This is a genomic window from Microcoleus vaginatus PCC 9802 (genome assembly GCA_022701275.1).
In the GTDB taxonomy this organism is placed as follows: domain Bacteria; phylum Cyanobacteriota; class Cyanobacteriia; order Cyanobacteriales; family Microcoleaceae; genus Microcoleus; species Microcoleus vaginatus_A.
Genome location: CP031740.1, coordinates 5,107,152 through 5,131,037 on the forward strand (window position 1 = coordinate 5,107,152; position 23,886 = coordinate 5,131,037).

Annotated in this window: 23 protein-coding genes, 28 tRNA genes and 1 other annotated feature; of the genes, 5 read left to right on the top strand and 46 right to left on the bottom strand. The window is 45.6% G+C overall.

Features of this window, described 5'->3' with window-relative positions; all coding sequences use genetic code 11:
• The first annotated feature begins 90 nt into the window (after positions 1-90).
• A complete protein-coding gene (locus D0A34_20840) occupies positions 91-1,437 on the top strand; it encodes a sorbosone dehydrogenase family protein (GenBank protein ID UNU20979.1) in 1,347 nt (448 codons plus the stop codon).
• Positions 1,438-1,648: 211 nt separating this feature from the next.
• Here the strand turns inward: D0A34_20840 and D0A34_20845 are convergent, their stop codons facing one another.
• The 4 genes from D0A34_20845 to D0A34_20860 form a co-directional block, all read right to left on the bottom strand.
• Positions 1,649-2,245 carry a DUF924 domain-containing protein gene (locus tag D0A34_20845; GenBank protein ID UNU20980.1) on the bottom strand — a complete coding sequence of 199 codons (597 nt, stop codon included), beginning with the start codon at positions 2,243-2,245 and terminating at the stop codon, positions 1,649-1,651.
• A 113-nt stretch (positions 2,246-2,358) separates the two neighbouring features.
• A complete protein-coding gene (locus D0A34_20850; protein UNU20981.1) occupies positions 2,359-2,715 on the bottom strand; it encodes a peptidoglycan-binding protein in 357 nt (118 codons plus the stop codon).
• Positions 2,716-2,844: 129 nt separating this feature from the next.
• On the bottom strand, positions 2,845-3,483 hold the full coding sequence (locus tag D0A34_20855) for a ThiF family adenylyltransferase (GenBank protein UNU20982.1): 639 nt from the start codon (positions 3,481-3,483) through the stop codon (positions 2,845-2,847).
• A gap of 12 nt (positions 3,484-3,495) precedes the next feature.
• Positions 3,496-4,323, bottom strand: coding sequence for a hypothetical protein (locus tag D0A34_20860; GenBank protein UNU22395.1), 828 nt, complete (start codon positions 4,321-4,323; stop codon positions 3,496-3,498).
• Positions 4,324-4,476: 153 nt separating this feature from the next.
• Here D0A34_20860 and D0A34_20865 point away from each other — a divergent pair, with 153 nt between their 5' ends.
• On the top strand, positions 4,477-4,869 hold the full coding sequence (locus tag D0A34_20865; GenBank protein UNU20983.1) for a DUF4189 domain-containing protein: 393 nt from the start codon (positions 4,477-4,479) through the stop codon (positions 4,867-4,869).
• Positions 4,870-5,012: 143 nt separating this feature from the next.
• Here the strand turns inward: D0A34_20865 and D0A34_20870 are convergent, their stop codons facing one another.
• Complete coding sequence (locus D0A34_20870; protein UNU20984.1) at positions 5,013-5,354, bottom strand: hypothetical protein; 342 nt, start codon at positions 5,352-5,354, stop codon at positions 5,013-5,015.
• A 446-nt stretch (positions 5,355-5,800) separates the two neighbouring features.
• Between D0A34_20870 and D0A34_20875 the strand changes: the two genes are divergently transcribed.
• On the top strand, positions 5,801-6,067 hold the full coding sequence (locus tag D0A34_20875; GenBank protein ID UNU20985.1) for a DUF433 domain-containing protein: 267 nt from the start codon (positions 5,801-5,803) through the stop codon (positions 6,065-6,067).
• Positions 6,068-6,144: 77 nt separating this feature from the next.
• On the opposite strand, the gene D0A34_20880 is transcribed toward D0A34_20875, so the two are convergent.
• From D0A34_20880 to D0A34_21075, 40 genes are all read right to left on the bottom strand, one after another.
• A complete protein-coding gene (locus D0A34_20880) occupies positions 6,145-6,465 on the bottom strand; it encodes a type II toxin-antitoxin system prevent-host-death family antitoxin (GenBank protein ID UNU20986.1) in 321 nt (106 codons plus the stop codon).
• A 47-nt stretch (positions 6,466-6,512) separates the two neighbouring features.
• Positions 6,513-6,800 carry a Txe/YoeB family addiction module toxin gene (locus tag D0A34_20885; GenBank protein ID UNU20987.1) on the bottom strand — a complete coding sequence of 96 codons (288 nt, stop codon included), beginning with the start codon at positions 6,798-6,800 and terminating at the stop codon, positions 6,513-6,515.
• A 101-nt stretch (positions 6,801-6,901) separates the two neighbouring features.
• Positions 6,902-8,341, bottom strand: coding sequence for a VWA domain-containing protein (locus D0A34_20890; GenBank protein UNU20988.1), 1,440 nt, complete (start codon positions 8,339-8,341; stop codon positions 6,902-6,904).
• A 209-nt stretch (positions 8,342-8,550) separates the two neighbouring features.
• Entirely contained in the window at positions 8,551-9,012 is a 462-nt protein-coding gene (locus D0A34_20895; protein ID UNU20989.1) for a hypothetical protein, read from the bottom strand.
• Between the two features lie 314 nt (positions 9,013-9,326).
• Positions 9,327-9,399, bottom strand: a tRNA-Asn gene (locus tag D0A34_20900).
• Between the two features lie 215 nt (positions 9,400-9,614).
• Positions 9,615-9,815 carry a hypothetical protein gene (locus tag D0A34_20905; protein ID UNU20990.1) on the bottom strand — a complete coding sequence of 67 codons (201 nt, stop codon included), beginning with the start codon at positions 9,813-9,815 and terminating at the stop codon, positions 9,615-9,617.
• A gap of 123 nt (positions 9,816-9,938) precedes the next feature.
• The gene (locus D0A34_20910) at positions 9,939-10,145 is read right to left on the bottom strand and encodes a radical SAM protein (GenBank protein ID UNU20991.1); all 207 of its coding nucleotides are present in this window, start codon (positions 10,143-10,145) and stop codon (positions 9,939-9,941) included.
• Between the two features lie 298 nt (positions 10,146-10,443).
• Positions 10,444-11,406 carry a GNAT family N-acetyltransferase gene (locus tag D0A34_20915; GenBank protein ID UNU20992.1) on the bottom strand — a complete coding sequence of 321 codons (963 nt, stop codon included), beginning with the start codon at positions 11,404-11,406 and terminating at the stop codon, positions 10,444-10,446.
• A gap of 189 nt (positions 11,407-11,595) precedes the next feature.
• A tRNA-Lys gene (locus D0A34_20920) sits at positions 11,596-11,669 on the bottom strand.
• A 120-nt stretch (positions 11,670-11,789) separates the two neighbouring features.
• On the bottom strand, positions 11,790-12,017 hold the full coding sequence (locus tag D0A34_20925; protein UNU20993.1) for a hypothetical protein: 228 nt from the start codon (positions 12,015-12,017) through the stop codon (positions 11,790-11,792).
• A gap of 113 nt (positions 12,018-12,130) precedes the next feature.
• Complete coding sequence (tuf, locus tag D0A34_20930; protein UNU20994.1) at positions 12,131-13,360, bottom strand: elongation factor Tu; 1,230 nt, start codon at positions 13,358-13,360, stop codon at positions 12,131-12,133.
• Positions 13,361-13,601: 241 nt separating this feature from the next.
• Positions 13,602-13,673 (bottom strand) — tRNA-Lys (locus tag D0A34_20935).
• A gap of 101 nt (positions 13,674-13,774) precedes the next feature.
• Positions 13,775-14,347 carry a dihydrofolate reductase gene (locus D0A34_20940; GenBank protein ID UNU20995.1) on the bottom strand — a complete coding sequence of 191 codons (573 nt, stop codon included), beginning with the start codon at positions 14,345-14,347 and terminating at the stop codon, positions 13,775-13,777.
• Between the two features lie 28 nt (positions 14,348-14,375).
• Positions 14,376-14,756: a type II toxin-antitoxin system VapC family toxin gene (locus D0A34_20945; protein ID UNU20996.1), complete on the bottom strand. Its 381-nt coding sequence runs from the start codon at positions 14,754-14,756 to the stop codon at positions 14,376-14,378.
• Entirely contained in the window at positions 14,753-14,971 is a 219-nt protein-coding gene (locus D0A34_20950; protein ID UNU20997.1) for a hypothetical protein, read from the bottom strand. Before D0A34_20950 ends, D0A34_20945 begins: the two co-directional genes overlap by 4 nt.
• A 216-nt stretch (positions 14,972-15,187) precedes the next feature.
• Positions 15,188-15,264: transfer RNA gene (locus D0A34_20955), tRNA-His, on the bottom strand.
• A 6-nt stretch (positions 15,265-15,270) separates the two neighbouring features.
• Positions 15,271-15,343 (bottom strand) — tRNA-Ala (locus D0A34_20960).
• Positions 15,344-15,397: 54 nt separating this feature from the next.
• A tRNA-Ala gene (locus tag D0A34_20965) sits at positions 15,398-15,474 on the bottom strand.
• Positions 15,475-15,481: 7 nt separating this feature from the next.
• A tRNA-Arg gene (locus tag D0A34_20970) sits at positions 15,482-15,555 on the bottom strand.
• A gap of 99 nt (positions 15,556-15,654) precedes the next feature.
• Positions 15,655-15,720, bottom strand: a sequence feature (possible 23S ribosomal RNA but 16S or 23S rRNA prediction is too short).
• 168 nt (positions 15,721-15,888) lie between these two features.
• Positions 15,889-15,961, bottom strand: a tRNA-Arg gene (locus tag D0A34_20975).
• Positions 15,962-15,966: 5 nt separating this feature from the next.
• A tRNA-Val gene (locus D0A34_20980) sits at positions 15,967-16,041 on the bottom strand.
• 5 nt (positions 16,042-16,046) lie between these two features.
• Positions 16,047-16,118 (bottom strand) — tRNA-Gly (locus tag D0A34_20985).
• A 331-nt stretch (positions 16,119-16,449) separates the two neighbouring features.
• Positions 16,450-16,520, bottom strand: a tRNA-Gly gene (locus D0A34_20990).
• Between the two features lie 5 nt (positions 16,521-16,525).
• Positions 16,526-16,602, bottom strand: a tRNA-Thr gene (locus D0A34_20995).
• Positions 16,603-16,775: 173 nt separating this feature from the next.
• Positions 16,776-16,849, bottom strand: a tRNA-Leu gene (locus D0A34_21000).
• A gap of 51 nt (positions 16,850-16,900) precedes the next feature.
• Positions 16,901-16,976: transfer RNA gene (locus D0A34_21005), tRNA-Leu, on the bottom strand.
• A gap of 4 nt (positions 16,977-16,980) precedes the next feature.
• A tRNA-Pro gene (locus D0A34_21010) sits at positions 16,981-17,053 on the bottom strand.
• 4 nt (positions 17,054-17,057) lie between these two features.
• Positions 17,058-17,138, bottom strand: a tRNA-Leu gene (locus D0A34_21015).
• A gap of 23 nt (positions 17,139-17,161) precedes the next feature.
• A tRNA-Leu gene (locus D0A34_21020) sits at positions 17,162-17,238 on the bottom strand.
• A 29-nt stretch (positions 17,239-17,267) separates the two neighbouring features.
• Positions 17,268-17,341 (bottom strand) — tRNA-Gln (locus tag D0A34_21025).
• 5 nt (positions 17,342-17,346) lie between these two features.
• A tRNA-Gln gene (locus D0A34_21030) sits at positions 17,347-17,425 on the bottom strand.
• A gap of 10 nt (positions 17,426-17,435) precedes the next feature.
• Positions 17,436-17,510, bottom strand: a tRNA-Asn gene (locus D0A34_21035).
• A gap of 6 nt (positions 17,511-17,516) precedes the next feature.
• Positions 17,517-17,589 (bottom strand) — tRNA-Phe (locus D0A34_21040).
• A 4-nt stretch (positions 17,590-17,593) separates the two neighbouring features.
• Positions 17,594-17,680: transfer RNA gene (locus tag D0A34_21045), tRNA-Ser, on the bottom strand.
• Positions 17,681-17,684: 4 nt separating this feature from the next.
• Positions 17,685-17,758, bottom strand: a tRNA-Tyr gene (locus D0A34_21050).
• Positions 17,759-17,878: 120 nt separating this feature from the next.
• Positions 17,879-17,955 (bottom strand) — tRNA-Glu (locus tag D0A34_21055).
• Between the two features lie 6 nt (positions 17,956-17,961).
• A tRNA-Trp gene (locus D0A34_21060) sits at positions 17,962-18,036 on the bottom strand.
• A gap of 3 nt (positions 18,037-18,039) precedes the next feature.
• Positions 18,040-18,114 (bottom strand) — tRNA-Met (locus D0A34_21065).
• Between the two features lie 102 nt (positions 18,115-18,216).
• Positions 18,217-18,290 (bottom strand) — tRNA-Cys (locus D0A34_21070).
• A gap of 76 nt (positions 18,291-18,366) precedes the next feature.
• A tRNA-Asp gene (locus D0A34_21075) sits at positions 18,367-18,443 on the bottom strand.
• Between the two features lie 443 nt (positions 18,444-18,886).
• Between D0A34_21075 and D0A34_21080 the strand changes: the two genes are divergently transcribed.
• Positions 18,887-19,084 (top strand): hypothetical protein, encoded by a 198-nt coding sequence (locus D0A34_21080; protein ID UNU22396.1) that lies wholly within the window; start codon positions 18,887-18,889, stop codon positions 19,082-19,084.
• Between the two features lie 146 nt (positions 19,085-19,230).
• A complete protein-coding gene (locus tag D0A34_21085; GenBank protein ID UNU22397.1) occupies positions 19,231-20,031 on the top strand; it encodes a biotin--[acetyl-CoA-carboxylase] ligase in 801 nt (266 codons plus the stop codon).
• A 233-nt stretch (positions 20,032-20,264) separates the two neighbouring features.
• On the opposite strand, the gene D0A34_21090 is transcribed toward D0A34_21085, so the two are convergent.
• Positions 20,265-23,876, bottom strand: coding sequence for a BON domain-containing protein (locus D0A34_21090; protein ID UNU20998.1), 3,612 nt, complete (start codon positions 23,874-23,876; stop codon positions 20,265-20,267).
• Positions 23,877-23,886 lie beyond the last annotated feature (10 nt).

Sequence of the window (23,886 nt, forward strand, 5' to 3'; positions counted from 1 at the left end):
GGAATTAAGCCACCGCGTCGGCGGTGGCTTAGCTATTTAATAGCAGTTAGAATAATAGAATTGTCCAGCAATTGTGGAGAAATCGCTGCTATGTATTACCTGCGTTTCTTGCTGCTAATTCTGCTGTTGCCGATGATTGCGTGCGATCGAGCTACTGATGCGATCGCCCCTGCTGTTGGCGACACCGGCCCCGTGTCGCAAATTCCCTCCCGTGCACCGCTGACAAATGTTGGCACAAATCAAATTGTACCGACCAAACCGCTGTCGCCGCAGCCAATCCGCATTGTTGCAACTTCTTTGCCACGGCCAGGAGCCAGCGAAAGCGCCTCAAAACCTCCTCAAGTAGTACCGATTCCCGCATCGCCAGTGCTGCGAGTGCCTGCTGGCTTTGTGGTCAACGTTTTTGCTGACAATTTAGACGCTCCCCGATGGCTGACTTTGACGCCGACAGGCGATGTTTTGGTAACAGAAACGCGACAGAATCGGATTACGCTGTTGCGGGATGCCAACGGCGACGGCGTTGCTGAGGTTCGCAAAACTTTTGCAAGTGCCCAAAACGGGTTAAATATTCCTTTTGGCATGGCTTTTGCCGATCGCTATTTTTTCCTCGGAAATACCGCTGAAGTCCGCCGATTTCCCTACACAAAAGGACAGGAACAATTGAGTGGTGCCGGTCAAAAAATTGCCGATTTACCGGGCGGCGGCTACAATCAACACTGGACGCGAAATGTTGTCGTTTCCCCCGACAAGAGCAAGCTTTTCGTATCAGTTGGATCGCAGTCTAATGCCGATGTCGAGCCGCTGCCGAGGGCCTCTGTTCAAGTGATGAATTTGGACGGCAAGAACCAGCAAATTTTTGCTTCCGGTTTGCGAAATCCGGTGGGATTGGATTTTCACCCAACAACCAATCAACTCTACACGACGGTCAACGAACGCGATGGTTTGGGAGATGATTTGGTGCCGGATTACTTAACAAGAATTCGTCAAGGCGAGTTTTACGGCTGGCCTTACACTTATTTTAAGCCGAATTTGCTCGACCCGCGCCACTCCAGAAATGGCAATAGCGATCGACCTGATTTAGCGGCTAAAACATTAATGCCGGACGTGCTGTTTCAGGCGCATTCGGCGGCTTTGGGGCTTCAGTTTTACGACGGCAAAACGTTTCCCAAAAGATTCTCGAACGGGGCGTTTGTGGCGTTTCGCGGGAGTTGGAACCGGAACGCTGGAACTGGTTATAAAATCGTGTTTCTACCTTTTAATGCCGCGAACGGACGCCCTCAAGGTTATTATGAGGATTTTCTGACTGGTTTTCTCACAGATCCGTCGGGCCCGAAAACTTGGGGACGCCCGGTTGGCTTGCTGGTTTTACCTGACGGGAGTTTGCTGTTTACTGAGGAAGCGAACAACCGGATTTATCGGGTGCAGTATCGCGGCTGACGATTGGGCGAGCGATAAATTCTTCACCCTCGTATACTTTTTGTTGAATCAAGAATTTATCTTCTTTTCTAATTTCACTATTCAATTTGAGATTCGCTGGGTTGCGGCGGGTTTTGTAGAGAGATTCTCTGCTGTTGGTTCTGATTGCGGCATAAAACTGCCTCTACAAGCCTCAAATATATCAGAACGATCGAGATTTTGCGATCGCACTTTAAAATCCAGAACCGGGTTGTTTGAGAAATTCCGCTTCTTCGGGGGTTGTTTCGCGTCCGAGAATTTCATTGCGGTGGGGAAATCTCCCAAAACGCTCGATTATTTCCAAATGCTGTATCGCGTATTCAATGACTGAATCGCTGTCAGGTTCGCCACTGAGTTGGCGAAATAGTTCCACAGATTTTTGCTGGTTTTCTAAGTTTTCGCTGTGTTCAAAAGGCAGATAAACAAATAATTTTTGGACAGTAAGCAATTCGCGATCGAATTTATTATTAACAGCGTATTCGGCGGTGGCTAAAGCTTTGTTGTCTGTGGCGAATGCTTGGGGTGTTCCGCGAAACATATTGCGCGGAAATTGATCGAGCAGTAGAATTAATGCTAGGCAGTTTTCCGGGGAATCTTGCCATGAGTCGAGTTTACCGGAGGCGGCGAGTTCGTATTGCTGCATAAAGCGCGATCGCACTTCTGCATCAAAATCCGCATCTTTTTCAAACCATTTCTTTTGGGCTTTGCCAAACTCAGGAGACTGCGCTCGACCAAACCAAAAATCTAAAACTTCATTCATTAGCAATCTAGTATGCGATTGATTGTTGATTAAAGCTTCTGTGTCTGTAGTTGCACAAAATGCGCTATCTGTGCAACTACAAACGGCAGCGATTAATGATTAGCAATAATGACTTAGGAACCTTTGTTGTGCAGTGCTTAAATTTACGAACTAGCAAACAGTCTGTCCCAAGTTTTGCCTCCTACCACTCCGTCTACAGGAATATGAGCTTGCCGCTGAAATTTCTTCACTGCATTTTCGGTTGTCGGACCGAACACGCCATCAATTACGATCGGGTGTGGGGACAAGCCCCGCGCGTTCAACAACTTTTGCAGTTTCTTCACATCGTGCCCTTTCGAGCCGCATTTTAAAATCCTTTTATGCTGTCTCACTGCGGGTCGATGGCAATCATCAGTGTAGCAAACTGCCGAGCCTGCTGCATAGTTTGCTCTACTTGTGCCCGTCAAAACTAATAGGGCGAAAATTCCTAGTAAATAATAAAAAGTCTGTGATCCGGCCATACTTTCCCTGTTAATTTTTAAAGCGTTTTTTGCAAGTTGGACGATTGTTTGAGGGTGAGAAACCGGGTTTATAGGATGGGGGCATCCAATCTTGATTGACCAGGTTTCTGGCAACAGTCAACCGACATTCTACAATATAAGTGGCTTTAGTGCAAAATCTCCGATCGTGCAAGTTAAATTTTGTTGCTCTTTGGTAGCAGCAAAGGTAACAATAACTTCGCAGGCAACTGCAACTGTCAGGATTACCAAGTTTCGCGCCAGTGGGTAATCGCAAACGTCATCATTCGCCGCTGAAGGAACCCGATAGTGTTCGTTCCAAATTATTTCGGAGTAATCGGCAGCTAATCCGACGTGCACGCAGGGAAGGGAGACACTCGCACAGTAATCCTTGACTGCTTGTCGGCCGACACTGTTATCAAAAGTATCGATGACAGCGGCGCTGTTGGCAAGCAGCCGATCGGCATTGGCGGGTGTCAATTCTTTTGAGTGCGCGTCAATGCTGACTCCCAAAGCGCGGTAGAGGTTGTTGGCGAGAATTTTGGCTTTGAATGCGCCGATGTCCGATCGATAATAGGGTTGAGTGGAAAGGTTGCGTTCCTCAATGCGATCGCGATCGATGACTTTTAACTGACAAAAGCCCGATCTCGCCAGACTTTCTGTAATATTCGCACCCAAGGCACCCGCCCCGCACACCGTTACCGGGAAATTTTTGATCTGCGACATCACTGCGGCACTTCTGTAAAGTTGTTCGTGAAAAAATATACTCATGGTAATCAAGAATTAGCGATTTTCGACGACTCCAACCAATGAATGCAAGTCGAAGTCTTTGTCCAATCCGCTGAGACAAATCCCCGCACTCATAACTGTCAAGTCATTTTTGGCGATCGCAGAAGTGTGGTGTTCTCCCGTTCCGCTAGTCCATTCAACCAGCCAATAATTTTGGCGATCGCCAAAATCCCGCAATTCACCGCCGCCCATTTTTAGCGCCCGCTGCAAGCGCTGTTGGGCCCGCACTTTCGGATCGAAATCTTTAATATTTCGGGACACCAATTCATAAACAGTTCGCATTTCCGGTGTCATCCCTTTAAAGCGAACTTCTTGAGGCAAAATCAACTTTTTTATAGCTGCTTTTAACTTCTCAGACGGCAGCGGATCGGCGCGTCTGTCAATCTCTTCAAACCACAAACAATGACCGTCCCACCGCGCAAGGATCGGCTCAAACTGCGAACCTTCTGTTACTAAATGAACTGGTACGGGTTTCGCAACACCAGTGCGCTGTTTAGCATCAGATTCGTTAACAGGATAAGCCAGCCACGTTTGCCCTTGCAAGACGTAAGCCAAGTGCAAGCGAACGGGTACGAGCAGTTGCAAATACTCGGCAATTTGCGGCAAACTCGGCTCCTCAATTACCGCAGCAATTTTTTCATTTACTGGCGCAAAAATACCCCACCCTTCAAAGTTGCGTGGCTGCGGTTGAAAATTATAAATCAATGAGCTAACTCTTATCCGCACGCTTCCCCCGGGCACGCAAGGAGCCAGGAATTGGGTATCGAGTAGGTGCGCTTCTTGGGCAGCGAGTTGGCTGAGGATTTTGCGGATATCTGGCACTGAATTGACCTCCATCATCTTACTTTTTGTTACCGAAAACACTTTTACTTTAAGAAAACATAAAGATTGCTCAACACTATTGACAGGAATTAATCTCCTAATCTAATATTGAGCGAACCTTGCAACTTAACCTTGTAAATATCTTAAGTAAATATGCTGCAAAAGCTTTTTTCTAAGTGGGTTGTAGTCACTGCTTTGACACTTCCTCTTTTTGGCTCAGTCCAGGTAGCGAAAGCTCAGGACACCTATGGAGCTACTGCTTATTCTCCGACTTCTGACGCCACTGGTATTAGTTGGGATCATGCGACAGAGAAAGAAGCACTAAACGCAGCAGTAGCCGTCTGCAATGAAAAAAGCGGAGGTGCGAACGACTGCGAAGCCCTGACCTCTAATAGCAATAATTGTGGAGCGATCGCAGTAGGCAAAGGAGGAGCAGGTGCGGGCTGGGGTGACGATAAAGAAGCAGCAGAAGCTCAAGCTCTTGCCGGTTGCAGCGAACTAGAGGGCGGCAGTTGTAAAGTGCAGCTTTCAGCTTGCAACAACTAATTAAAGGGATAAAAATCGGTGGAAGAGGTGTAGATGTTGGGTGCGAAAGCAGCTTAAAAAATAGTAAATGTATGGTGTGCATTGCACACCATACCAAATACAACTCAGCTAAAATTAGGGTACGCAATGCACACCCTACGCAGTTAATCTCCTACTTCGGAAGTAACTGCATCTGGTGGCAGCAAAGTTTCTAATCTATCTTTAGACCAATATTCAGTAGGGTAAGCGAGTGCAATAATATCAGAGAGTCGAATCAGCCACGTAACTTGTCCGTAAGCATCGATATGTTCCGCCTGTTCGTTAGGGGGAACTATCACCAAAAGTTCCACAAACTCCCCGAACAAATTAGTCGGGATGCCGCCGAAACTGCTATTATTTGTTTTAATCCAAACTTTACTGCCTCGATCGAGAGCTTCTTGGAGTCGCTGGCAGAGCAAACTGGATTTTTTGAGCTGGGATTTTTTGGCTTTCGACTTTTTTCCCATAGTTTTAAGAAGTTAAAGTAGTTGTATTGTGGGTTGCACAGTTCGTTGCACAGTTCGTTGCACAGTTCGTTGCACAGTTCGTTGAGATTTAGCGCGATCCTCTTCGAGGGCTTCGCTAACGCAGTTTGCTATAGAAACGGACTGAAGCAAAAAGGTCGATCGCCCCGTCGCTACCCCATCACTCTAGTCTATAAGAAACCGCTTTACTGCGATCGTAATAACAATTTAATCGCAAAATGGGGAAATGACACCAGCTCAAAAAAAATGCCACTGTCGCCAAACTCCAAACCCTGGTTGTCATCAGTGATTCGCAATCTAAAATCTCAAATCTAAAATGGAATTACCTGCCGTATCATGTTACACAATCAATCAACGAGGCCCGTGTTTCTACTGTGCCCAAATGCAGTATAATCGGCGGAATCTTCCCAAATCGTTTAAGTAAAACAATGGACTGGCGAAAGCTCATTCATCCAAACCCGAAAGCTTCAACAAGTCAACCAGCAGCCCCAGAAACTCGATTGTCTGTAGAATTTTTGCTGGGGCTCTTTGCTGCGGGATGGACTCAACAGCAGGTTTTAGAGAAATATCCTGCACTGACTGCAGAAAAGTTGCGCGCTGCTTTAGCTGCTGCTGATTCCCAGTTAGTGTCATCCATCGCTAATCCAGAATTACTAGAAATTATCGCCGAAGAAAGAAGGAAGAAGTCGATGTGAAAAGGCAATAATAGGAATCGCTTGAGGAAAGGCAGCCGGGAGTTGTGGAATAAAGGGCGCTCGGATTCCTCACTCTATTACTTTACTCTCATTTGTAGGATTTTTTCAGTATCATTCTCTTCATCAAGCCCAAATTTTTGGCAAATTTCATCGAGTGTCTGAGGTTGAATGACTCTTGATTTAGCTCGCTTCAGTGCCGTTAACAAGCGAGTTGCATTAGCAGGCGACCTCAGCAAATAAAGCGTTTCTAGCAAACTTTCTAATTCTGCCTCAGAAATCAAAACCGCATTTTTGCCGTTAGGTCTAGTAATAACTATTACTTCCCCAGTTTCAACAGCGCGATCGCAGAAATCTTTAAAATTTGCTTCAGCTTCAGTGTATGTAATCTCAGTTGACATAAATTTATAACTCCGACTAACTTAATGACTCAACCTTTATCACTTTACTAATAGTGATAGCGCGCTTTCAGAAAATCAATACGGTCATCACTAACTAAATAAACAATACGATGTTCTTTATTCAAGCGACGCGACCACGCGCCAGAAAACTCATATTTCAAGGGTTCCGGCTTGCCAATGCCTTCAAACGGGTCTCGCAGAATTTCTCTGACCATTTTGATTAAGCGTAACGCCATCTTGCGGTCAGTTTGTACCCAATATTCTAGGTCTTCTAAAAACTCCGGCTGAAAAACGGCCTGACGTTCTACGCGATCGCTCTCACCCTCAGCACTCATCTGGCAAACCCTGAATCATTTTTTCAATTTTATGCTCCCTCCTCGAAAAAATAAGGTGAGCATTGGCCGCGAGCTTAACTCACGAGCCATGCCCCATTATATCACTTGTCATCCCTCACAGGCAGCGACGTATCCAGAATTTCCATCAACAATTCCAGTCGCGAAGGACGGCTCAACATCGGCACTAAATTCGGCAAGGAGTAGTAATCGCCGGCAAACGTAAAGGTTTCCACCGATATTTGTTTGTCCTTTAATTGCTTCTCAACATATTCGCACCAAGCACCAACTCGCACAATCACAACATCAGGAATTACTCCCAACCTGCGGCAGTAATTCGGATAAGCATCCACGAAGTAAGGTGAAGAGTTTTCGCCTTCATCTGTTACGATGATAAATTGCTCGACTACCTGCTTTTTAATCCGCATTGCTTCCACCGCGCAACCGCAACTTGTGCCGCCGCCCGCCCGAATGTGCTTGAAAGCGCGTTCCCAGTCTGTCAATTCGCTGCCGTTTGCTTGCACTGGATATGGCATCGTGTCAAAGGCATAAACGAACAGTGCCGCGTCGGAAATGCCCGAAATCAAGGCCGCGAGACGCTTTCCGACTTCGATCGCACTTTCCATCGAACCAGACTTGTCAATCAGCAAACCAGTTGCTTTCGCAATCTTGCCACGCTTCTTCACCTGTTCGTTTGTCACCGCTTCCAGCTTCGCCGCCGTTGCTGCGTCGAAGTTCGCGCCCGCGCCCGCCACACTCGCTTTGTAAGCAGAAACCCGATCGCACTTTGCCGCTTCATCCAGCTTCGAGTCAATCAACTGCTTGACTTCCGGGTGTTCCATCGCGCCGCGAGACTGAATCGATTTCAAATTGTTGATAACTTCCTGCGGCGACATCGAGTTAATCAGCGCGGCCAAAACCGTTGGCGTTAGCTGTTTGATCGCACCAACTGCGATCGTATACGGAATCTTGTACTCAACAATCAAACTCGCCTGTTCCGCAGGTGTCGCCGCCTTTGCTAACTGCTTCAAAACGAATGCCAGAGAGTCTTCCGGCGGATTGTCTTTAAACAGAATAGCATTAGCGCGATCGCTCGGCTTGACGTGCAGCGTTGCGTACAAATGCTTCATCGCCTTGCGGTTGCGGATGGCGGCGCGATCGAAAAACTGTGCATTCTTTTCCCGCGATTTCAGATAGCGAGTGACAGCAGTGCGCGCGCTGCGCGGCACCTTATTCTGGTGCCGCTTCATAAAGTCCACAATGCGCGAAACCTCGTAGGGAGGGAACTCTTGCAGCATCATAAAACCGGCATCTCGGTGTTCCGTCAGCGCCGAAGTCAGCAAATTTCCGGCAAAAACTTCCTTGTGATCGCGCACGTCGCCGTGGCGTTGATACCACACTGCTAAATGACCGTAAAAAATGGGGTCTAATTCGATAATTAACTTGTGAATTTCTGCTACTTTTTCTAATACACGGTGAGGAGTGGTGAGCAGACTGTTGAGCATTTCCAAACGCAAATCGCGTTCTGCTGTATTCATATTCATTGTTTTTACCTTCCTATTGATTTTGGATTTTGGACTTGAGAAGTATTCCAAATCGGCGGTTGGCAGTTGTTGCACGCTAGCGAGTAAAATTTAAAAATCACCGCGCAAGTTTGGGGAGCTTTTTTTAGTAAACCTATGGCTAAACCTAATAGGGTCTGTATGTAAGCTCTCGCGATTGGGGCGCGGCAAAAACTGCGATTTGAAATTAACTATTTCAGGGAAACTGTTTCTAATTCTATCGCTCTCAAATCTGGTTCAACCCAGTTATTTCGAGCTTCCCAAGACATCAGCCGATCGCGCGTGTAGTAGCGAAATGGTAAAGTGCGATCGGCATATTTTGCAATCAAACCGTTAGCAAGATTTACCATCGATCGATTCCGGCTTTCATCGGCGAGATACCGGCGAATAGTTCGCACCCAAAACAGCGTTAGGGTTTCGTGATATCCGCCATCTTTTGTAGTCTCAATTCCCTGAACCGAGTTGTAACGTTTAATGCCATTCCGCACCGCATTTATCGCTTCTTGTTCCGAATCATAAAACAGATACCAAAGGGCAACGGTTAAATGCGCTTCGTGCGTCCATTGACTTCGCGGCAGGCTGCATTCTTGGAAAGCGTGAATCAGACTGTCTATCTCGCTGGGCGATCGGTAAATTAGAGTTGTATTTTTCATAATTTAAGTCTCCTCACACACCACTGTTCTATCTAACTTTTTATAAAGATGAGATGTTCCGCACAAGTTTACAAAGCGTTTTGACTGTCCGATGGCTCTACCCCTGAGCTACAGCCCCTTAAACGGGGCTGGCAGGATTTGAACCTGCGACAAATCGATTATAATGTGTGTATTCGCTTCACTCGTTAGGGTGCGGAACAAAATTTTTCTAATCTCTAAACTAGAAAGTTTTGACTTGTGATTCTTCTAAATTGCTCAATTATTTTTGCCTTTTATAGCATTAAAAGTCACTCCACGCAAGTTAAGAAAGCCGTTGGCACATACGCAGGAGTTGAACCCGCGACCTTTTCCTTAACAGGGAATTGCTCTACCAATGAGCTAGTATGTAAGCTTCCTTTGTTGGGGCGCGAAGTGGAACTTTTAAGCGCCTGAAAGATATAAAAAATTCAGCTATAAAAGGCAGCGCACAAGTCAGAGAAGCTTTGTTTCAGCCTCACGGCAAGTAGGACTCGAACCTACAATTCGATTTTAAGTCGAACGTATCCAGTTTGTAAGCTTCTTTAGTTGGGGTGCGCTGTCTAATACGTGCTTTAAGTGAATTTCTAGCCGTAAACCGCTTCGGGGCGAACAATTAAATCGCCGCTGGGACGGCGATCGAGCACGTAAGACTCGAAGCGATCGCCCTTGACATCAAAATGATTGGCCAGACGTTCCCTAATAGCCTTGTCGCTCATTCCTGCCGCGATACCCAGTTGGTTTTCTGCCACGTCATAGGAACGTCCTTCAAAACGAATGTGAACCATTACCGATACCTCCTAGAGCAATGTTGGATTTTGGATTAGTAGCTTATCTGCTCTCGACTTTGGCTTTTTGTGAGACTTAGCAAATTGCCAGTATCGGTAAAGATTCACGAAATCTGATAATCTTTACTGAAAGAAGCGCCGTTCTAAATGATAAGCTTGTTTGAGCTTGCGGATTTCCTCAGCCTTATTGGTTGATTGAAATCTGGCTGAACTTGTCTGTTCTGAATCCGCATTAAATTCGTTGAAATTAGACTGAGTTCGTACAACATCTGACTCGGCCAGAGTCAGTTTGTAACCGAACAGTCTCGTATAAAGTAACAACATGACCATCAAGTCTATATTACAAGACTTTCAAATTGATCTTCGTTGAAATTTTGAACAATATTTAGTTGTCAAGGTTCAGAATTGGCACGAAAAATACAGGTTTTTGCTTGTCCTGCGCTTTCCATATTTATATACTACATTCATACTACACAAGTGTCAAGGGGGTAGCAAAAGTTTTTTAGATAAAACTTACACGAGTGGCGAGAAACCTGGTTTTTTCAGGAAAATATTTCGTTGCTACCCGCATATCCGGTAAAAAACCGGGTTTCTTGGGTCAAAGCGCGATCGCCAACTGTAACATGGATTAAATATCCTTAACATAGGAAATACTGTCGCGAATATTGTGGAAGCCAGCAGACTCGTAAAGTCCCATCGCACCGGAGGGATTTTCAGCATCGACGCCGACAATAGCAGTAGCGACACCCGCAGCTTTCAGTCGATGCAAACCAGCGAGCAACATAGCTCGTCCCAATCCCATTTTGCGGAAGCCGCGCCGCGTACCGAGACAAGCAATCCACCCTTCATTGCGCCCGGTACGATCGCACTCTTGCACACTAATCTCGCAGTAACAAAAACTGACAAATGTGCCGTCATCAGCAACAGCAATCAAGTCTAAATCATTTCTGTAATCGGGTTTAGCTAACTCGTGCTTAAATTTATCCACCGTTAAATCGTGATGATTCCAGTGATCGATAAACGACTGGTTGAACATTTCTACCCAAGCTTCGGAATCCTGTTCGCCCGGGAATTGACGCAGCAAGAAGCCTTCGGGGAATTGCGGTTCTGGGATCGGTTCCAAGAGCGATCGCGCCATTCGGCAAAAATAGCGATCGACCTTAAAACCGCAGCTTGTCAGCACAGAAATGCGATCGCAATCCTCAGCGCGCGCGTAGGTTCGCAACTTCACGCGCGCGCCGCGCATCGCAGACACTTCGCGCATCCGCACTTCACCCCAGGCGATCGCGGCTGCTTCCACATCGCCTCCGCGCGCCTCCGGGTGGACGCGAAACCACAGCCAACCGTCAATTACTTCCCCAGGCTCAGAAACTGACAACTGAGCAAAACCGATTAATTTTCCTTCCGCATCTTCCCAAAGGCGAATATCCCGACTTTTGTTGAAAAACGGGGCGTTAAATTCTTGTTGCAGTTCCGATATGGAAGTACCTTCATCGAGCCGATCGACTTGTTCGCAAGTATTGATTAAATGGGCGATCGCACTTAAATCGCGATCGCCCGCATAGCAGCGCACCGAGAGACTTGCCATCATAGCTAATCACCATTTCCTGTCGTTATTCAGTTTAAAAATAGCTTGGACGATCGCACTTTTATCGATCGACTGATCCGATCGGTCGATCGGCGTTAAAAATCCGACAAGGCAAACACCCCGACGCATCGAACCGCTACAGCAGTTGACTGCACTCGTGAGTTTCGATAAATTTAGGTTCAGGATTTGGCATGGGAGTAGAAGGACTTGAACCTTCGACCTTGAGATTAAGAGTCACCTGCTCTAACCAACTGAGCTATACTCCCGCATCTAACCTAGTATAACACAACCCTTCGGAAAAATCAACTATTTTCGTAAAAATTTGTGGCGATCGCCCTTACTGCAATATTTAATTTAAGTTTGAGCGCCCTGATTCCACATTTGATTTAAGCGCGATCGACCTCAAGCACCTCGGGTGAAAGCATCCAACCTCTGTAAACTACTTCTGAGTTTTGGGGAAGCGGCGGGCTGATTTTAGGTGAATTGTCCCCCAAGGATTCTAAGCAAATAGCGGCTGTGCTGAATCCTGCGTTATTCAGCGATGCAGCTTGGTCGATGTACATCTCATCAATGTGTTTTGGATTGAAGTAATCGCTAGGAAAAAGAAATATCATCACAGCTTTATTATTGCGATTTAGCCTAACAAGAATATGAGTAATTGTACATAAAAAAATTAGTAAGGTGGACTTTTGCCCACCCTACTGATTCTAATTGGTTCCGAAAGCGTCTACTTGAGAATGTGGGAGACGACACCGGCGCCGACAGTGCGATTACCTTCGCGGATGGCAAAACGCATATTTTGTTCGATCGCGATCGGCTGCAACAACTTCACAGTCATATTAACGCGATCGCCCGGAACTACCATGTTGATCGCGCTTCCGTCATCAGCCGTAAAAGATGCGATCGTACCTGTAACATCCGTTGTCCGCACGTAGAATTGAGGGCGATATCCCGCAAAGAAAGGAGTTCGGCGGCCGCCTTCTTTATCCGACAGCACGTAAACCTCAGAATCGAATTCAGTGTGAGGTTGAATAGAACCGGGTTTAGCAAGCACCATCCCCCGCTCAATTTCGTCTTTTTGGATGCCACGAAGCAACAAACCGACATTATCTCCAGCCATTCCTTCATCCAGAAGTTGCTGGAACATTTCAACACCGATAACAGTTATCGTGCGAGTGTTTTGGATTCCCACCAATTCCACAGTATCGCCGACTTTGATTTTACCGCGCTCGATTTTGCCAGTTGCGACAGTTCCCCGACCTTTGATCGAGAACACATCTTCAACAGCCATCAGAAAAGGTTTGTCAATATCGCGATCGGGCGTAGAAATCCAGTCATCTACCGCATCCATCAAATTGTAAATGCCATCAACCCACTCATCCTCGCCGCGGTGTATTTTCGGATTAGCAGTCATCTTTTCCAGCGCTTTCAGTGCGGAACCTGCGACAATTGGAATATCATCGCCTGGAAAACCGTAAGAACTGAGAAGTTCGCGAATTTCTAACTCGACCAACTCCAAAATTTCCGCATCGTCCACCATATCTTTCTTATTCAAAAAGACAACCAACTTCGGCACTCCCACTTGCCGCGCTAACAAGATATGTTCGCGAGTTTGAGGCATCGAACCATCTGCCGCCGACACGACGAGGATTGCACCATCCATTTGAGCGGCACCCACGATCATGTTTTTCACGTAATCAGCGTGACCCGGACAATCAACGTGAGCATAATGGCGATCGCCTGTTTCATACTCAACGTGAGCCGTATTAATCGTGATTCCCCGCTGTTTTTCTTCCGGTGCAGCATCGATTTCATCGTACTTTTTAGCCTTGGCCCGACCCTGTGCAGCCAGCGTCATTGTAATCGCCGCTGTTAAGGTTGTTTTGCCGTGGTCAACGTGACCGATCGTACCGACATTGACGTGGGGTTTGTTCCGTTCAAATTTGGTGCGTGACATTACATTTGATTCTCCTCTAAGAGTTGTTTTTGGTTTCTAATCATGAGTTTTGAGTCCTTAGCCTGTTATTGATGACTAAGGACTGATGACTAATGATTAAAAAGGAAAGTGGAGGAGTCGAACCTCTACAGCTTTCGCTCTACGCTGGTATTCCAAACCAGTTGCTGTCCACACAGCCGCACCTCCAAGTTTTTGATTTTTAACCGCAGATAATTGCAGATGAACGCAGATAGATTGAAAGTGGGTGGTATAGGAGTTGAACCTATCTGGTACCGGTTAAAAGCCGGGTGCATAACCGCTTTGCTAACCACCCTTAAAAATTCAGCGTTTGTGTAATTCCTAAAAAATCATTGTGTAGTAAACACTTCAGTCCTTTTTTGCCCCCAGCAATGGCAACGCATAAAGTCCCGATTGCTAATGCTTCACTCGATAATGAAGCAACATGAAACCGTTGCTATAGATTTTGCGATCGGCAAGTTCCAAATTGGTTGGCTCGATTGCACCGGAAAAAAGAGGAATTCCGGCTCCGATAACTACCGGATTCAACTTCACAATCATCTCGTCAATCTCAGAAAAAAGAGTTGCCGCTAAAGCGCCACCACCGCAGAGCCAGATGTCTTTACCACTTTCTTTTTTCAATTCCTGAACCAATGCGACAGGATTGTCCGAAACAAGTTGAATATTCTCATCGGGACTGGCTTCCATAGTGCGCGAAAAAACATACTGCTTCAAGCTGGGATAAGGATTAGTTACACCAACATTTAGCCCTACCTCATAGGTTTTCCGTCCCATCAAAACCGCATCAAACTGCTTGTTTTCTGCAGGAATGCCTAGTGCTTCCTGAAGGTTAGCCGGAATAGTCTCAGGAAAGGAATCGAACAAATCAGCGAAATGCTCTCCTTCCATAGGGAAAAAATTAAATGAGCCATTTTCGCGAGCAATAAAACCGTCAACGGTGCAAGCAAGGTAATATTTGACTTTTCTCATGTTTCACGTTCATTTTGATAATTTGATATTACAACAATTTTACATCGTACTGTTTGAACCTATCGTCATGTGTAATGATAGTGTAATCTTCTGCTTGGGCTTGAGAAATAATTAGGCGATCGAAAGGATCTTGATGGTAAAAAGGAAGATTTTGCAATTTATCGTAATGGAGGAACTTAGTTTCTAGAATTTGAAAGTCGTGGTCGAGCAGAAAAATTTCTAACTCCGACACAGAAATAGACAAAGACAACTTACCGATGCTGATTTTGATAGTAAGCTCCCACAGACTCGCTTGGCTGATATAGATTTCATTGACAGGATTAGCAATCAGCGAGCGCACATACTCATCAAGCCGAGCGTTACCTTCAACAAACCAAATTAGAATGTGAGTGTCAATTAGATATTTCATGGCAACATATATTCTTCAAAACCAGGAGGTGTTTCATCAAAATCATCCGCAACGTAAGTAAAAATTCCTTGACCACAGCCAAATTGACGAGGTTTTAGAACAGCAGTCTTTTCGGGTGACTTTTCTTTCAGTTTTTGGATTTCCTTTAAAAGTTGAATATCCTTTAATAACAAAATCCACTGAATCAATTCTAATTTGAGAACTTGAATGCTCATGGCTTCTATGTTGAATAACTAGCAAATCTAGACTTATTATAAACCAATCCATCCACCGAGGAGGTACTGCCCCTCCTATCGCCGCGTTATCAGCACGGTGTCTCGCTTTTCGACTTCCGGTGGTTAATTAAAAGGAAGATGAAGGAATCGAACCCTTACAGTTACCTGTACCCCAGTTTTCAAGACTGGTTGCCAACCATTTAGCGGCATCTTCCCAGGGGTGTCTGACGGGAATTGAACCCGCTATTACTGGTTCCACAAACCAGCGCCGCTACCGCTTTGGCTTCAGACACCGCAAGTGGAGTCAAGGAGAATCGAACTCCTGGCCTCTTGCGTGCAAAGCAAGCGCTCTACCAATTGAGCTATGACCCCGCGTAAAAGATTCACCTGTGGAGTAAATCTAAAATCTAAAATCTAAAATTGGTGTGGTGGATTGCGATCGGATTTGAACCGATATCTTTCTAACAGCCAGTTAGATGCTTTACCAATTAAGCTACGAACCCCAGACAGCAGGAGCGGTAGGACTTGAACCCACAACATTCGAGGTAGAAGCTCGACACTCTATCCAGTTGAGTTACACTCCCATGTTTTTTGTTAATGCGCGATTCCCTACGGGATAGCTGCGCTTAACGCACTTTGACGTGCAAGTTATCAGAGCATTGCGTTTTCTCAATTACTAGAGGGACTCCCCCGATGAGTTACTACACACTCTTTAAAGGATGGCTACCTTTAAGCCAACCTGCCGGGTTCATGGCACTCCTCGTTCGCAAACGCCCGCTGATTTTGACAGCGTTACCTTTCCTCTCGTACTAAAGTATGTAGGCTCCAAAGATTGGGACACGCAAAGGGCGATCGCTCTTAATATAAAAAATTATCCATTCAATGGAATCAACCTCCTTAAATTAAAGCAAAAACAACGAGAGTGGCAGGACTTGAACCCACAACATCCGCGTCCGAAGCGCGGCGCTCTATCCATTGAGCTACACTCCCATAAATGGTAGTCCTGACAGGAGTTGAACCTGCAACATCTTGCTTGTAAGGCAAACGCTCTACCGTTGAGCTACAGGACTACAAAAGCGGATGATGGGACTCGAACCCATGCGCTGAGAATGGCATACTCAGATGCTAGCCGCTACATGACATCCGCAAACCGATTTAAAATTTGAGATTTTGGGCTTAACTGAGATGTTGCACCATTGTCAATAAGCCTTTTATGAATAGGCAAGATGCCTGTTCCACAAGAAAATCTATTCTTTGTGGAACAGGCATCTTGCCTGTTCTGGAGAATGGTGCAAGATGTGAGATTTGAGATGTGAGATTTGAGATTTAACTGAGATGTTGCACCAGTGTCAATAAGCTTTTTATGAACAGGCAAGATGCCTGTTCCACAAGAAAATCTACTCTTTGTGGAACAGGCATCTTGCCTGTTCTGGAGAATGGTGCAAGATGTGAGATTTAACAAAATTATTGTTTCGCCAAGCGGATAACGAGGCTCGAACTCGTGCCTAGAGTTTGGAAGACTCGAATGCTACCGTTACACCATATCCGCAATTGTGGGGCTGGTGATAGGAATTGAACCTACAACCGACTGATTACAAATCAGTTGCTCTGCCTAATTGAGCTACACCAGCACGCCAAGCAGATGGCGAGATTTGAAATGGCCAGAAAGCTTTACAAAAGCCTCATGTTGCCAATTACATCACACCTGCATTTTTGGTGGCGGGGGCAGGAGTTGAACCTGCTATTAAGAGGCTTATGAGACCTCCAAGCCTACCCAGGCTACTTCACCCGCGATGTCACCAAATACCCCTGACTGGCATCGAACCAGCACTAACTAGATCCTAAATCTAGCGCCTCTACCGATTGGGCTACAGGGGCAAAACTGATTTTAGATTTTAAATTTTAGATTTTAGATTGAATAAAACCTCATACCCCTGACAGGCCTCGAACCTGCAAAAAACACTCGTTTTGAGCGAGTGATGTTTTCCAATTACATCACAGGGGTAAAGTCGGGATGGTTGGATTTGAACCAACGACTCCATGCTCCCAAAGCATGGCTTCTGGCCGCTGAATTACATCCCGTTCATGCTCCTAGTGAGACTCGAACTCACACTCAAAATAAAACAGATTTTAAGTCTGCCGCGTCTGCCAATTCCGCCACAGGAGCAAGTAGAAACTTAGTTAAAAATTTGGTACTCCTGGTGAGATTTGAACTCACACAACACAATTTTTGAAATTGCGGCCTCTGCCAATTGGGCTACAGGAGTGTAATTGATCTGCTTTGGTAATAGCAGAACTGGGAAGGCAGGGATCGAACCTGCATTTTTCCGCTTTCAAAGAGCGGTGCCATACCGATTAGACGACTTCCCAATAATTGGGTGCCGGGGTAGGCTTTGAACCTACAGAAACTCCTATTTCAGAGATAGGCGACTTTACCAATTTGTCTACCCGGCAATTTAAAAAATGGCTGCCCCAGTAGGACTCGAACCTACAACCTAGCGGTTAACAACCGCTTGCTCTACCATTGAGCTATAAGGCAACGCAATCCCCCAAGTCAGTATCGAACTGACGACCTCTTGTTCTTCAGACAAGCGCTCTACCAACTGAGCTATCGGGGGAAAACGGAGAAGGAGGGATTTGAACCCTCGACGGCTGTTAAACCGCTCTTTCTTAGCAGGAAAGCGCCTTAAGCCACTCGGCCACCTCTCCACACCGAAAACGGAGGGATTTGAACCCTCAATCTTCAGTTTTATTAACTGAGATGTTATCCGGCTACACCACGTTCTCAAAATTGCAACTGCGGATTAAATGCAGTTACAAATGGGTCGGGCTGGAATTGAACCAGCAACGCTTTAAGCTACTGTTTTACAGACAGCTACCCACGCCAGTAGGAGGGCCGACCCAGTTTGGAAGTGCTGACGGGAGTTGAACCCGCAATCACTTGGGTGAAAACCAAGCGGCTTAAACCATTTGCCTACAGCACTATAAATTGGCACAGGAACTGAGATTTGAACTCAGAATGCTGGTTTTGGAGACCAGAGTGTTGCCAGTTACACCATCCCTGCTTGTGGTCGCAGCGGCCGGAATTGAACCCGCATTGACCAAGGTATGAACTTGGCGCTTTACCATTAAGCTACGCTGCAATGTCACTTTCGCTTCGTTCCTTTTCAAAGTTAAAAAATTCAATTAAAAGACTGTTAGTTTAATCTTTTAATTTCTATTTTTTAATTTCTGATTAGAAACAGAGGTTAGGGCGGGATTTGAACCCGCGCAATTCGGTTTTGCAGACCGACGCCTTCAACCACTCGGCCACCTAACCTGGGAGTCCCGACGAGGTTTGCACTCGCAATCTTCTCCTTGAGGGGGAGACGGCTTGACTTTTGCCTACGGGACTTTGACGGGAGTAACGAGACTTGAACTCGCAACCTTTCGCTCGACAGGCGACTGCTCTGACCGGTTGAGCTATACCCCGCGAAAATGAACAATATTCTGTCCTTGAATCACTCAAGTTGGGACGGGGTGGCGGTTGATTCCGCGTACTACAACCCGATCGGGCTTTTGTTGCCGGAGTCTACACCGCCAATGTCCACAATTATGTGACATGATTAACTTCCTATTCAGTTGTCAAGGTTCATATTGCTCGTGGGGTAAAGCTTTGAAGCTCTTTCCCCTTCGCCATACATTTATACTACATTACGTATTACAAGACTGTCAAGGGGGTAATACAACTTTTTTTTAAAGTTGCTGCGAAGCGGCAAAACTGAGGCGCTGCTTTTTGCTAAACCCCTTATAAATCAAACATTTGGCTGCTGAACTGGTAGTGTCGCCTTAGTTGAATCCGATGCTGAAGTTGTACTACAGTCGGATTTCTCTAAATTCTCGCGGTCGCGCGAGGTGGCACTTCGGGAAAAGCAGATGGCGTTTGAGCCGATCGCACTTAATCTCGACGGCGACCAATTTAAGCCAGATTTTCTGGCAATTAACCCGTTCCACCGCATACCGGTTTTAGTGGATGAAGATTTGACTGTGGTGGAGTCGCTGGCAATTCTTGATGATCGGGAGGCGAAATACCCCACGCCTGCACTGTCAATTTCCGCTGAGACATATCTATAGAAGACTTCGATCGCAACCGCAAGAATTAACACTGACGAAAATGCCGATAGCCCAAACTCGCACAAAAGATTAATCGCCCTGCGATAATCAGCTTTTAGATATCCAATACTACAAATCAAACCTTGTCTGAATTGCCCTTAACTCCCGTGCCCGCATTGCCAGAAGCCGATCGTCCAAACCTCCATCAGTGGCTACACTCCTTGGATACCTGTCCGAGTACCAACAGTTGGGCGATCGCCCGCGCGGCCCAACTCCACCACGGAGATGCAGTATTTACTAGGCGACAAACCAGCGGGCGCGGCCAACACGGGCGCACCTGGCACGCCCCAACTGGTGTCTTGACTGTTAGTTTTGTACTCGACAACCTCAACCCCACTCTGTTGCCCGGGCTCAGTTTAGCAGCCGGTTTAGCCGTGATTTACGCGATCGAAGATTTGGTTCCCGACTGTCGCGATATGCTGCGCCTGAAATGGCCAAACGATGTCTGGATCGATCGCCACAAATTAGCGGGAATTCTCTGCGAAGCTACTTCCGGCAATGTTTTTGGTAAAACTCGTGCCGTTGTGGGAATTGGACTCAACCGCTGCGTAGATTTCGCGGCTGCGGGATTGGATGAAAGGGATCTCGGCAATGCGGTAAGCTTGCATTCTATTGCTAGTACAGTACCAGATGAACTGTGTTTGGTCGATCGACTGCGGCACTATTTACTCGAACTAGCCGATATGTTTTCCATCACAGACAAGCCAGCCTCCAAGTCCGGTTTAGCGCTACTTTTACCCGAATTGCGCCGCCGCGATCCGTTGATTGGCTGCCCGGTGGCGATCGAACTTGCGTCGGAAACCATCTGCGGAGAAGCAGCGGGCATGGACGGAAGCGGCCGCTTGTTAGTATGCTTGGCGGGCGATCGAATACAAGCCTTTACCTCCGGGCGAGTTCGATTAATTTAAGAGGAAGGAGGAAGAAGGAAGAAGGAAGAAGGAAGAAGGAAGAAGAAAGAAGGAAGAAGGAAGAAGGAAGAAGGGAAATGCGGTCAGAGCAATATTTTCACCGATCAAAAATGTCCTAACCTTCTTGCCAGTTACTATAAATTAAGAGAAAGAAGTCATTAGTCATTAGTCATTAGGGAAAATTCCCAATTAACAATGCCCGATGCCCTATTCCCTATTCCCTATTCCGAATTTTAATTTATCACCTCAAATACTACCAATCTGCTCAGCCACAGGGGTTGACTGGCCTCCACACCTTCGGGACGACCCTTAGTAGAAGCAACTTGTATTCTGTTGCCATTTATCCCTTGTCTAACCAAAATACCTTTCACATTTGTCGCCCTTTCCAGTGCCAACTTTTGATTTTCTACCGGAGTGCTTTTAAAATCGCTGTAGCCAACTATCCTTAAATTCTTCGTGCTATTTTTCTCCATATATTCCTTGACTTTACTAAGCTTTTGTGCTACATCTTTCGCCTCCAAACTTGCCGAACCTGCACCGAAATACACGCGAACTGGCATTATTATCTTTGGCGGCGGTGGAGTTCCTATTATCACTGTATTTGTTACCGACTTCACCCCCGGAATTTTCTCAAAAGCTTGAGTTATTTTCTGAGCATCTGGCACTTTGCTTACGCTGCCTGCAACGGCGACTTTTCCCTCTGCATAGCGAGCTGAGATATTAATGCTTTCTACTTTATTCAAAAGAGCTGCCGTCCGCTTGACATCGGCTTCGACTAAAACCGGATCTGGAGGTACTTCAACGGCTATAATTTTATTTTCAATTCTTGATTGTGGAGCCACTTGCTGAGCGATTTTTTCCGCTTTCAATCGCAGATTTTGATTCGGCACTCGTCCCGAAATCTGCAATAATTTATCTTTAACATCTGCCGCGATACGATAAACCGATAACTCGGGAGCAGATTGTAATGCTAAATTCGTATCTGCTTCTAAGCTCGCTTCAACTGCGCTGCGGTATTGATGAATTCCCCAAGGTACCCCAATTAAACCTAACGCTGCCAAACCGATAATTGGTAAAATGGGAAGTTTAGAAGATTTAACTTTTACCTCTGTATCGATTAATTTTTGCAATTTCGAGTTTACTTCTGGTGGTACAGTTGCTGGATCGCCGTTAAATGACCGAATTTGATCTCCGTATTCTTGAACAATATTGTTGAATATCGCTCGCATTTTGTACTTAAACCACTGGCGGGTTTCTCCTTGCATCACTACTGCCAGATAACACGAACCCGCTACTTCCAATACGATCGTAAATGGGCCGTATTCTATAGCATCAATCTCTGCAATATTTCCAGACTGAGATATGCAATCGTTGACAAAAGCCCGAATAGCAGTCAGCATCCCCGCTACCATGTCTGATTCTAGCTGTTCGCGTTCAGACTTCTGCACTGCTGAAATTACTAATCCCGATTCTGTTTGAATTAAAAAAACAGCTTTAACACTCAGCGGTGTTGTTTCTTTCATCAGCAATTCTGCTTCAGAAATGCCCTGTAATTTGGATTTAATTTTGCGACTAATTCTCTCTGGACTTAAAGATGCTTCGAGTTTTTCATTAATTTCCCGCATCATCTCGGCGATGTATTTTAAAATCGTGCTACCGATGATCGGATAAAGTGCATCCGACATTGCTTCTCGCTTGAGATGAATTTGCTGTTTGATAGCGGCGGCCATTTCCGGCGCTATCGCCATTGCAATTTCATCGGGCGATTCACTGATTCTGTGGCTGATTCCTACAGGAAGAGCCGCCGATATGGCTACTCCCATCGATTGCCTGTTTTCTCGGGTTTTGGTATTAATTACTTCATCAATTATCGGAGCTATGGTTTCGGCAAATGAGGTTCTCGACTCCTTAATTGTTTGGAGCATCATTTCGGGAAACATGATTTTAATTCTAGCGATTAATTCTTCCCGATTGCCTCCCCATTCAGCCTCAGTAATTTTGCGATCGAGTTCCCCTACTTTATCGTTGAGTCTGTAATTATAACTTACAACTTCATCTAACAATGGTAAAATAGATTCGATGACCGACTTTTGCAGTTGGGCGTGATGGCTAACCATCAGCTCGTCAATCAAAGGTTTCAGTAAATCGGTAAACAAGTCTGTCGATTCATAAATTCGGTGTTCGATCGCCACAATCTGTTGTTCGATCTTCCCGAGTCTTTGATCGATCCTTTTATTCTGAATGATGGCATCGACAGCCGGGGCGATCGCAGATTCTATCTCTAGCTTTGCTTCCCCGATGTTTCGAGACAGCATTTCTACAATCACTGGCATTATTCTTGCCATCAACCCTTCTATCTCGGCTAAAACTTGCTGCTGAACTTCGACAATCTTACTTTCATTATTTAATATTTGTGCTGCAATACCGCTGTTTTGAAGAGCTGTGTTGACACCCGGTGCGATCGCCTCTCTCACCTCTAACTTTGTCTCCTCGATTTTTCGGTTCAGCGACTCAATCATTAACGGCATTAACCTTGCCATTATATCTTCTGGCTGAGATTTTTGCTGTCGCTGGAGATTATTTAGTCTACTTTCTACGTCGCTCAATTTTCCTTGAACTTCTCTTTGAAGAATTGCTGATTCTATCAAAGGTTCAATGGTCGCTGCTACTTGTAATTTAGATTCATCGATTTTATGATTTAGCAAATCAGTTATTGCGGGCATTAGAATCGCCATTATCTCTTCTGGCTTCTGAATAGGCGACTGTTGTGTAGCCAGTCGGCGTTCGATGATGCTCAATACTTTTTCTTCTATTTCTACCCAAGCTATTCTTACCTGTACTGAGGGGGTAACAGCTTCTACAATCTCTGATTTTAATTCACTAATTTTGCGGTTCAGCAATTCGCTAACTACTGGTACTAGCTGCTTGATTAAATCTTCCGGTTGCTGCTGGTAACGCTGCTGAATATTCGCAACTCTCTCTTCAATTCTTACTACGTGTTCTTCAAGTCCGTTTTGATTGCGAATTACTTTATTGACTGTCGGTGCGATCGCCGAAGCTACCTCTAACTTAGACTCCTCTACCTTACGCTTGAGCAGCTCGCCCACCACCAACATCACCCGTTGCATTAACTGTTCTGAATTCGGCAGTTGCTGCGGGTTAAAGTTAGCAATTTTATTTTCCAAATCCGCTATTTTTGTCTGCAATTCGAGCCGATTAATTTGATCGCCGCTAGCGAGTTCGATCGCCTTTTTTAATTCCGACTTCAACCGCTCTAATTCATCTCTCACTAACTCAGGAATTAACGGTTTCAGTAAAGTCATCAACTCTTGGGGTTCAGACATCAACTTCTCAAAATTTTCTAACCTTTGTTCCACGCTCAAAACATTACTGTAAAATTCCGGTAAATCCCTTTCAAACAGCAATTGTTGCAACCGTTTAAACTCCTCTACTGCTTGTTCTAATTCTTCCTCCGACGGCCGATTTTTTTTTGCTACGTTCCCGGCTATAGATAAATCGGATTGCTCATTATGGTTTTCTCGTCTTTGATATGGGATCTCTTCCTCGTTAGTTAATACTTCCGGTACAATACTTGGTGATTCGATCCGAAAAGACAATTGTTTGCGCCGATTTTCCTCATCCTCCAACCGCTGCACAGACTTTTCAGAAAGCGGTAACTTCAGCTCGCTTGGTTCTTTTTTTGATTTCTTTAATAACTGGAATTCAGTCAGTATGGTTAGCAATTCCTGAAGTTGCTCTCCCGCTTTAGAACTTCCCAGAGTTGCATCAGAAACCTCTTTTTCTGACTGAGGTATTTTGCCTGAATTATCATTAGATGCTGCCATACTGCCCTAC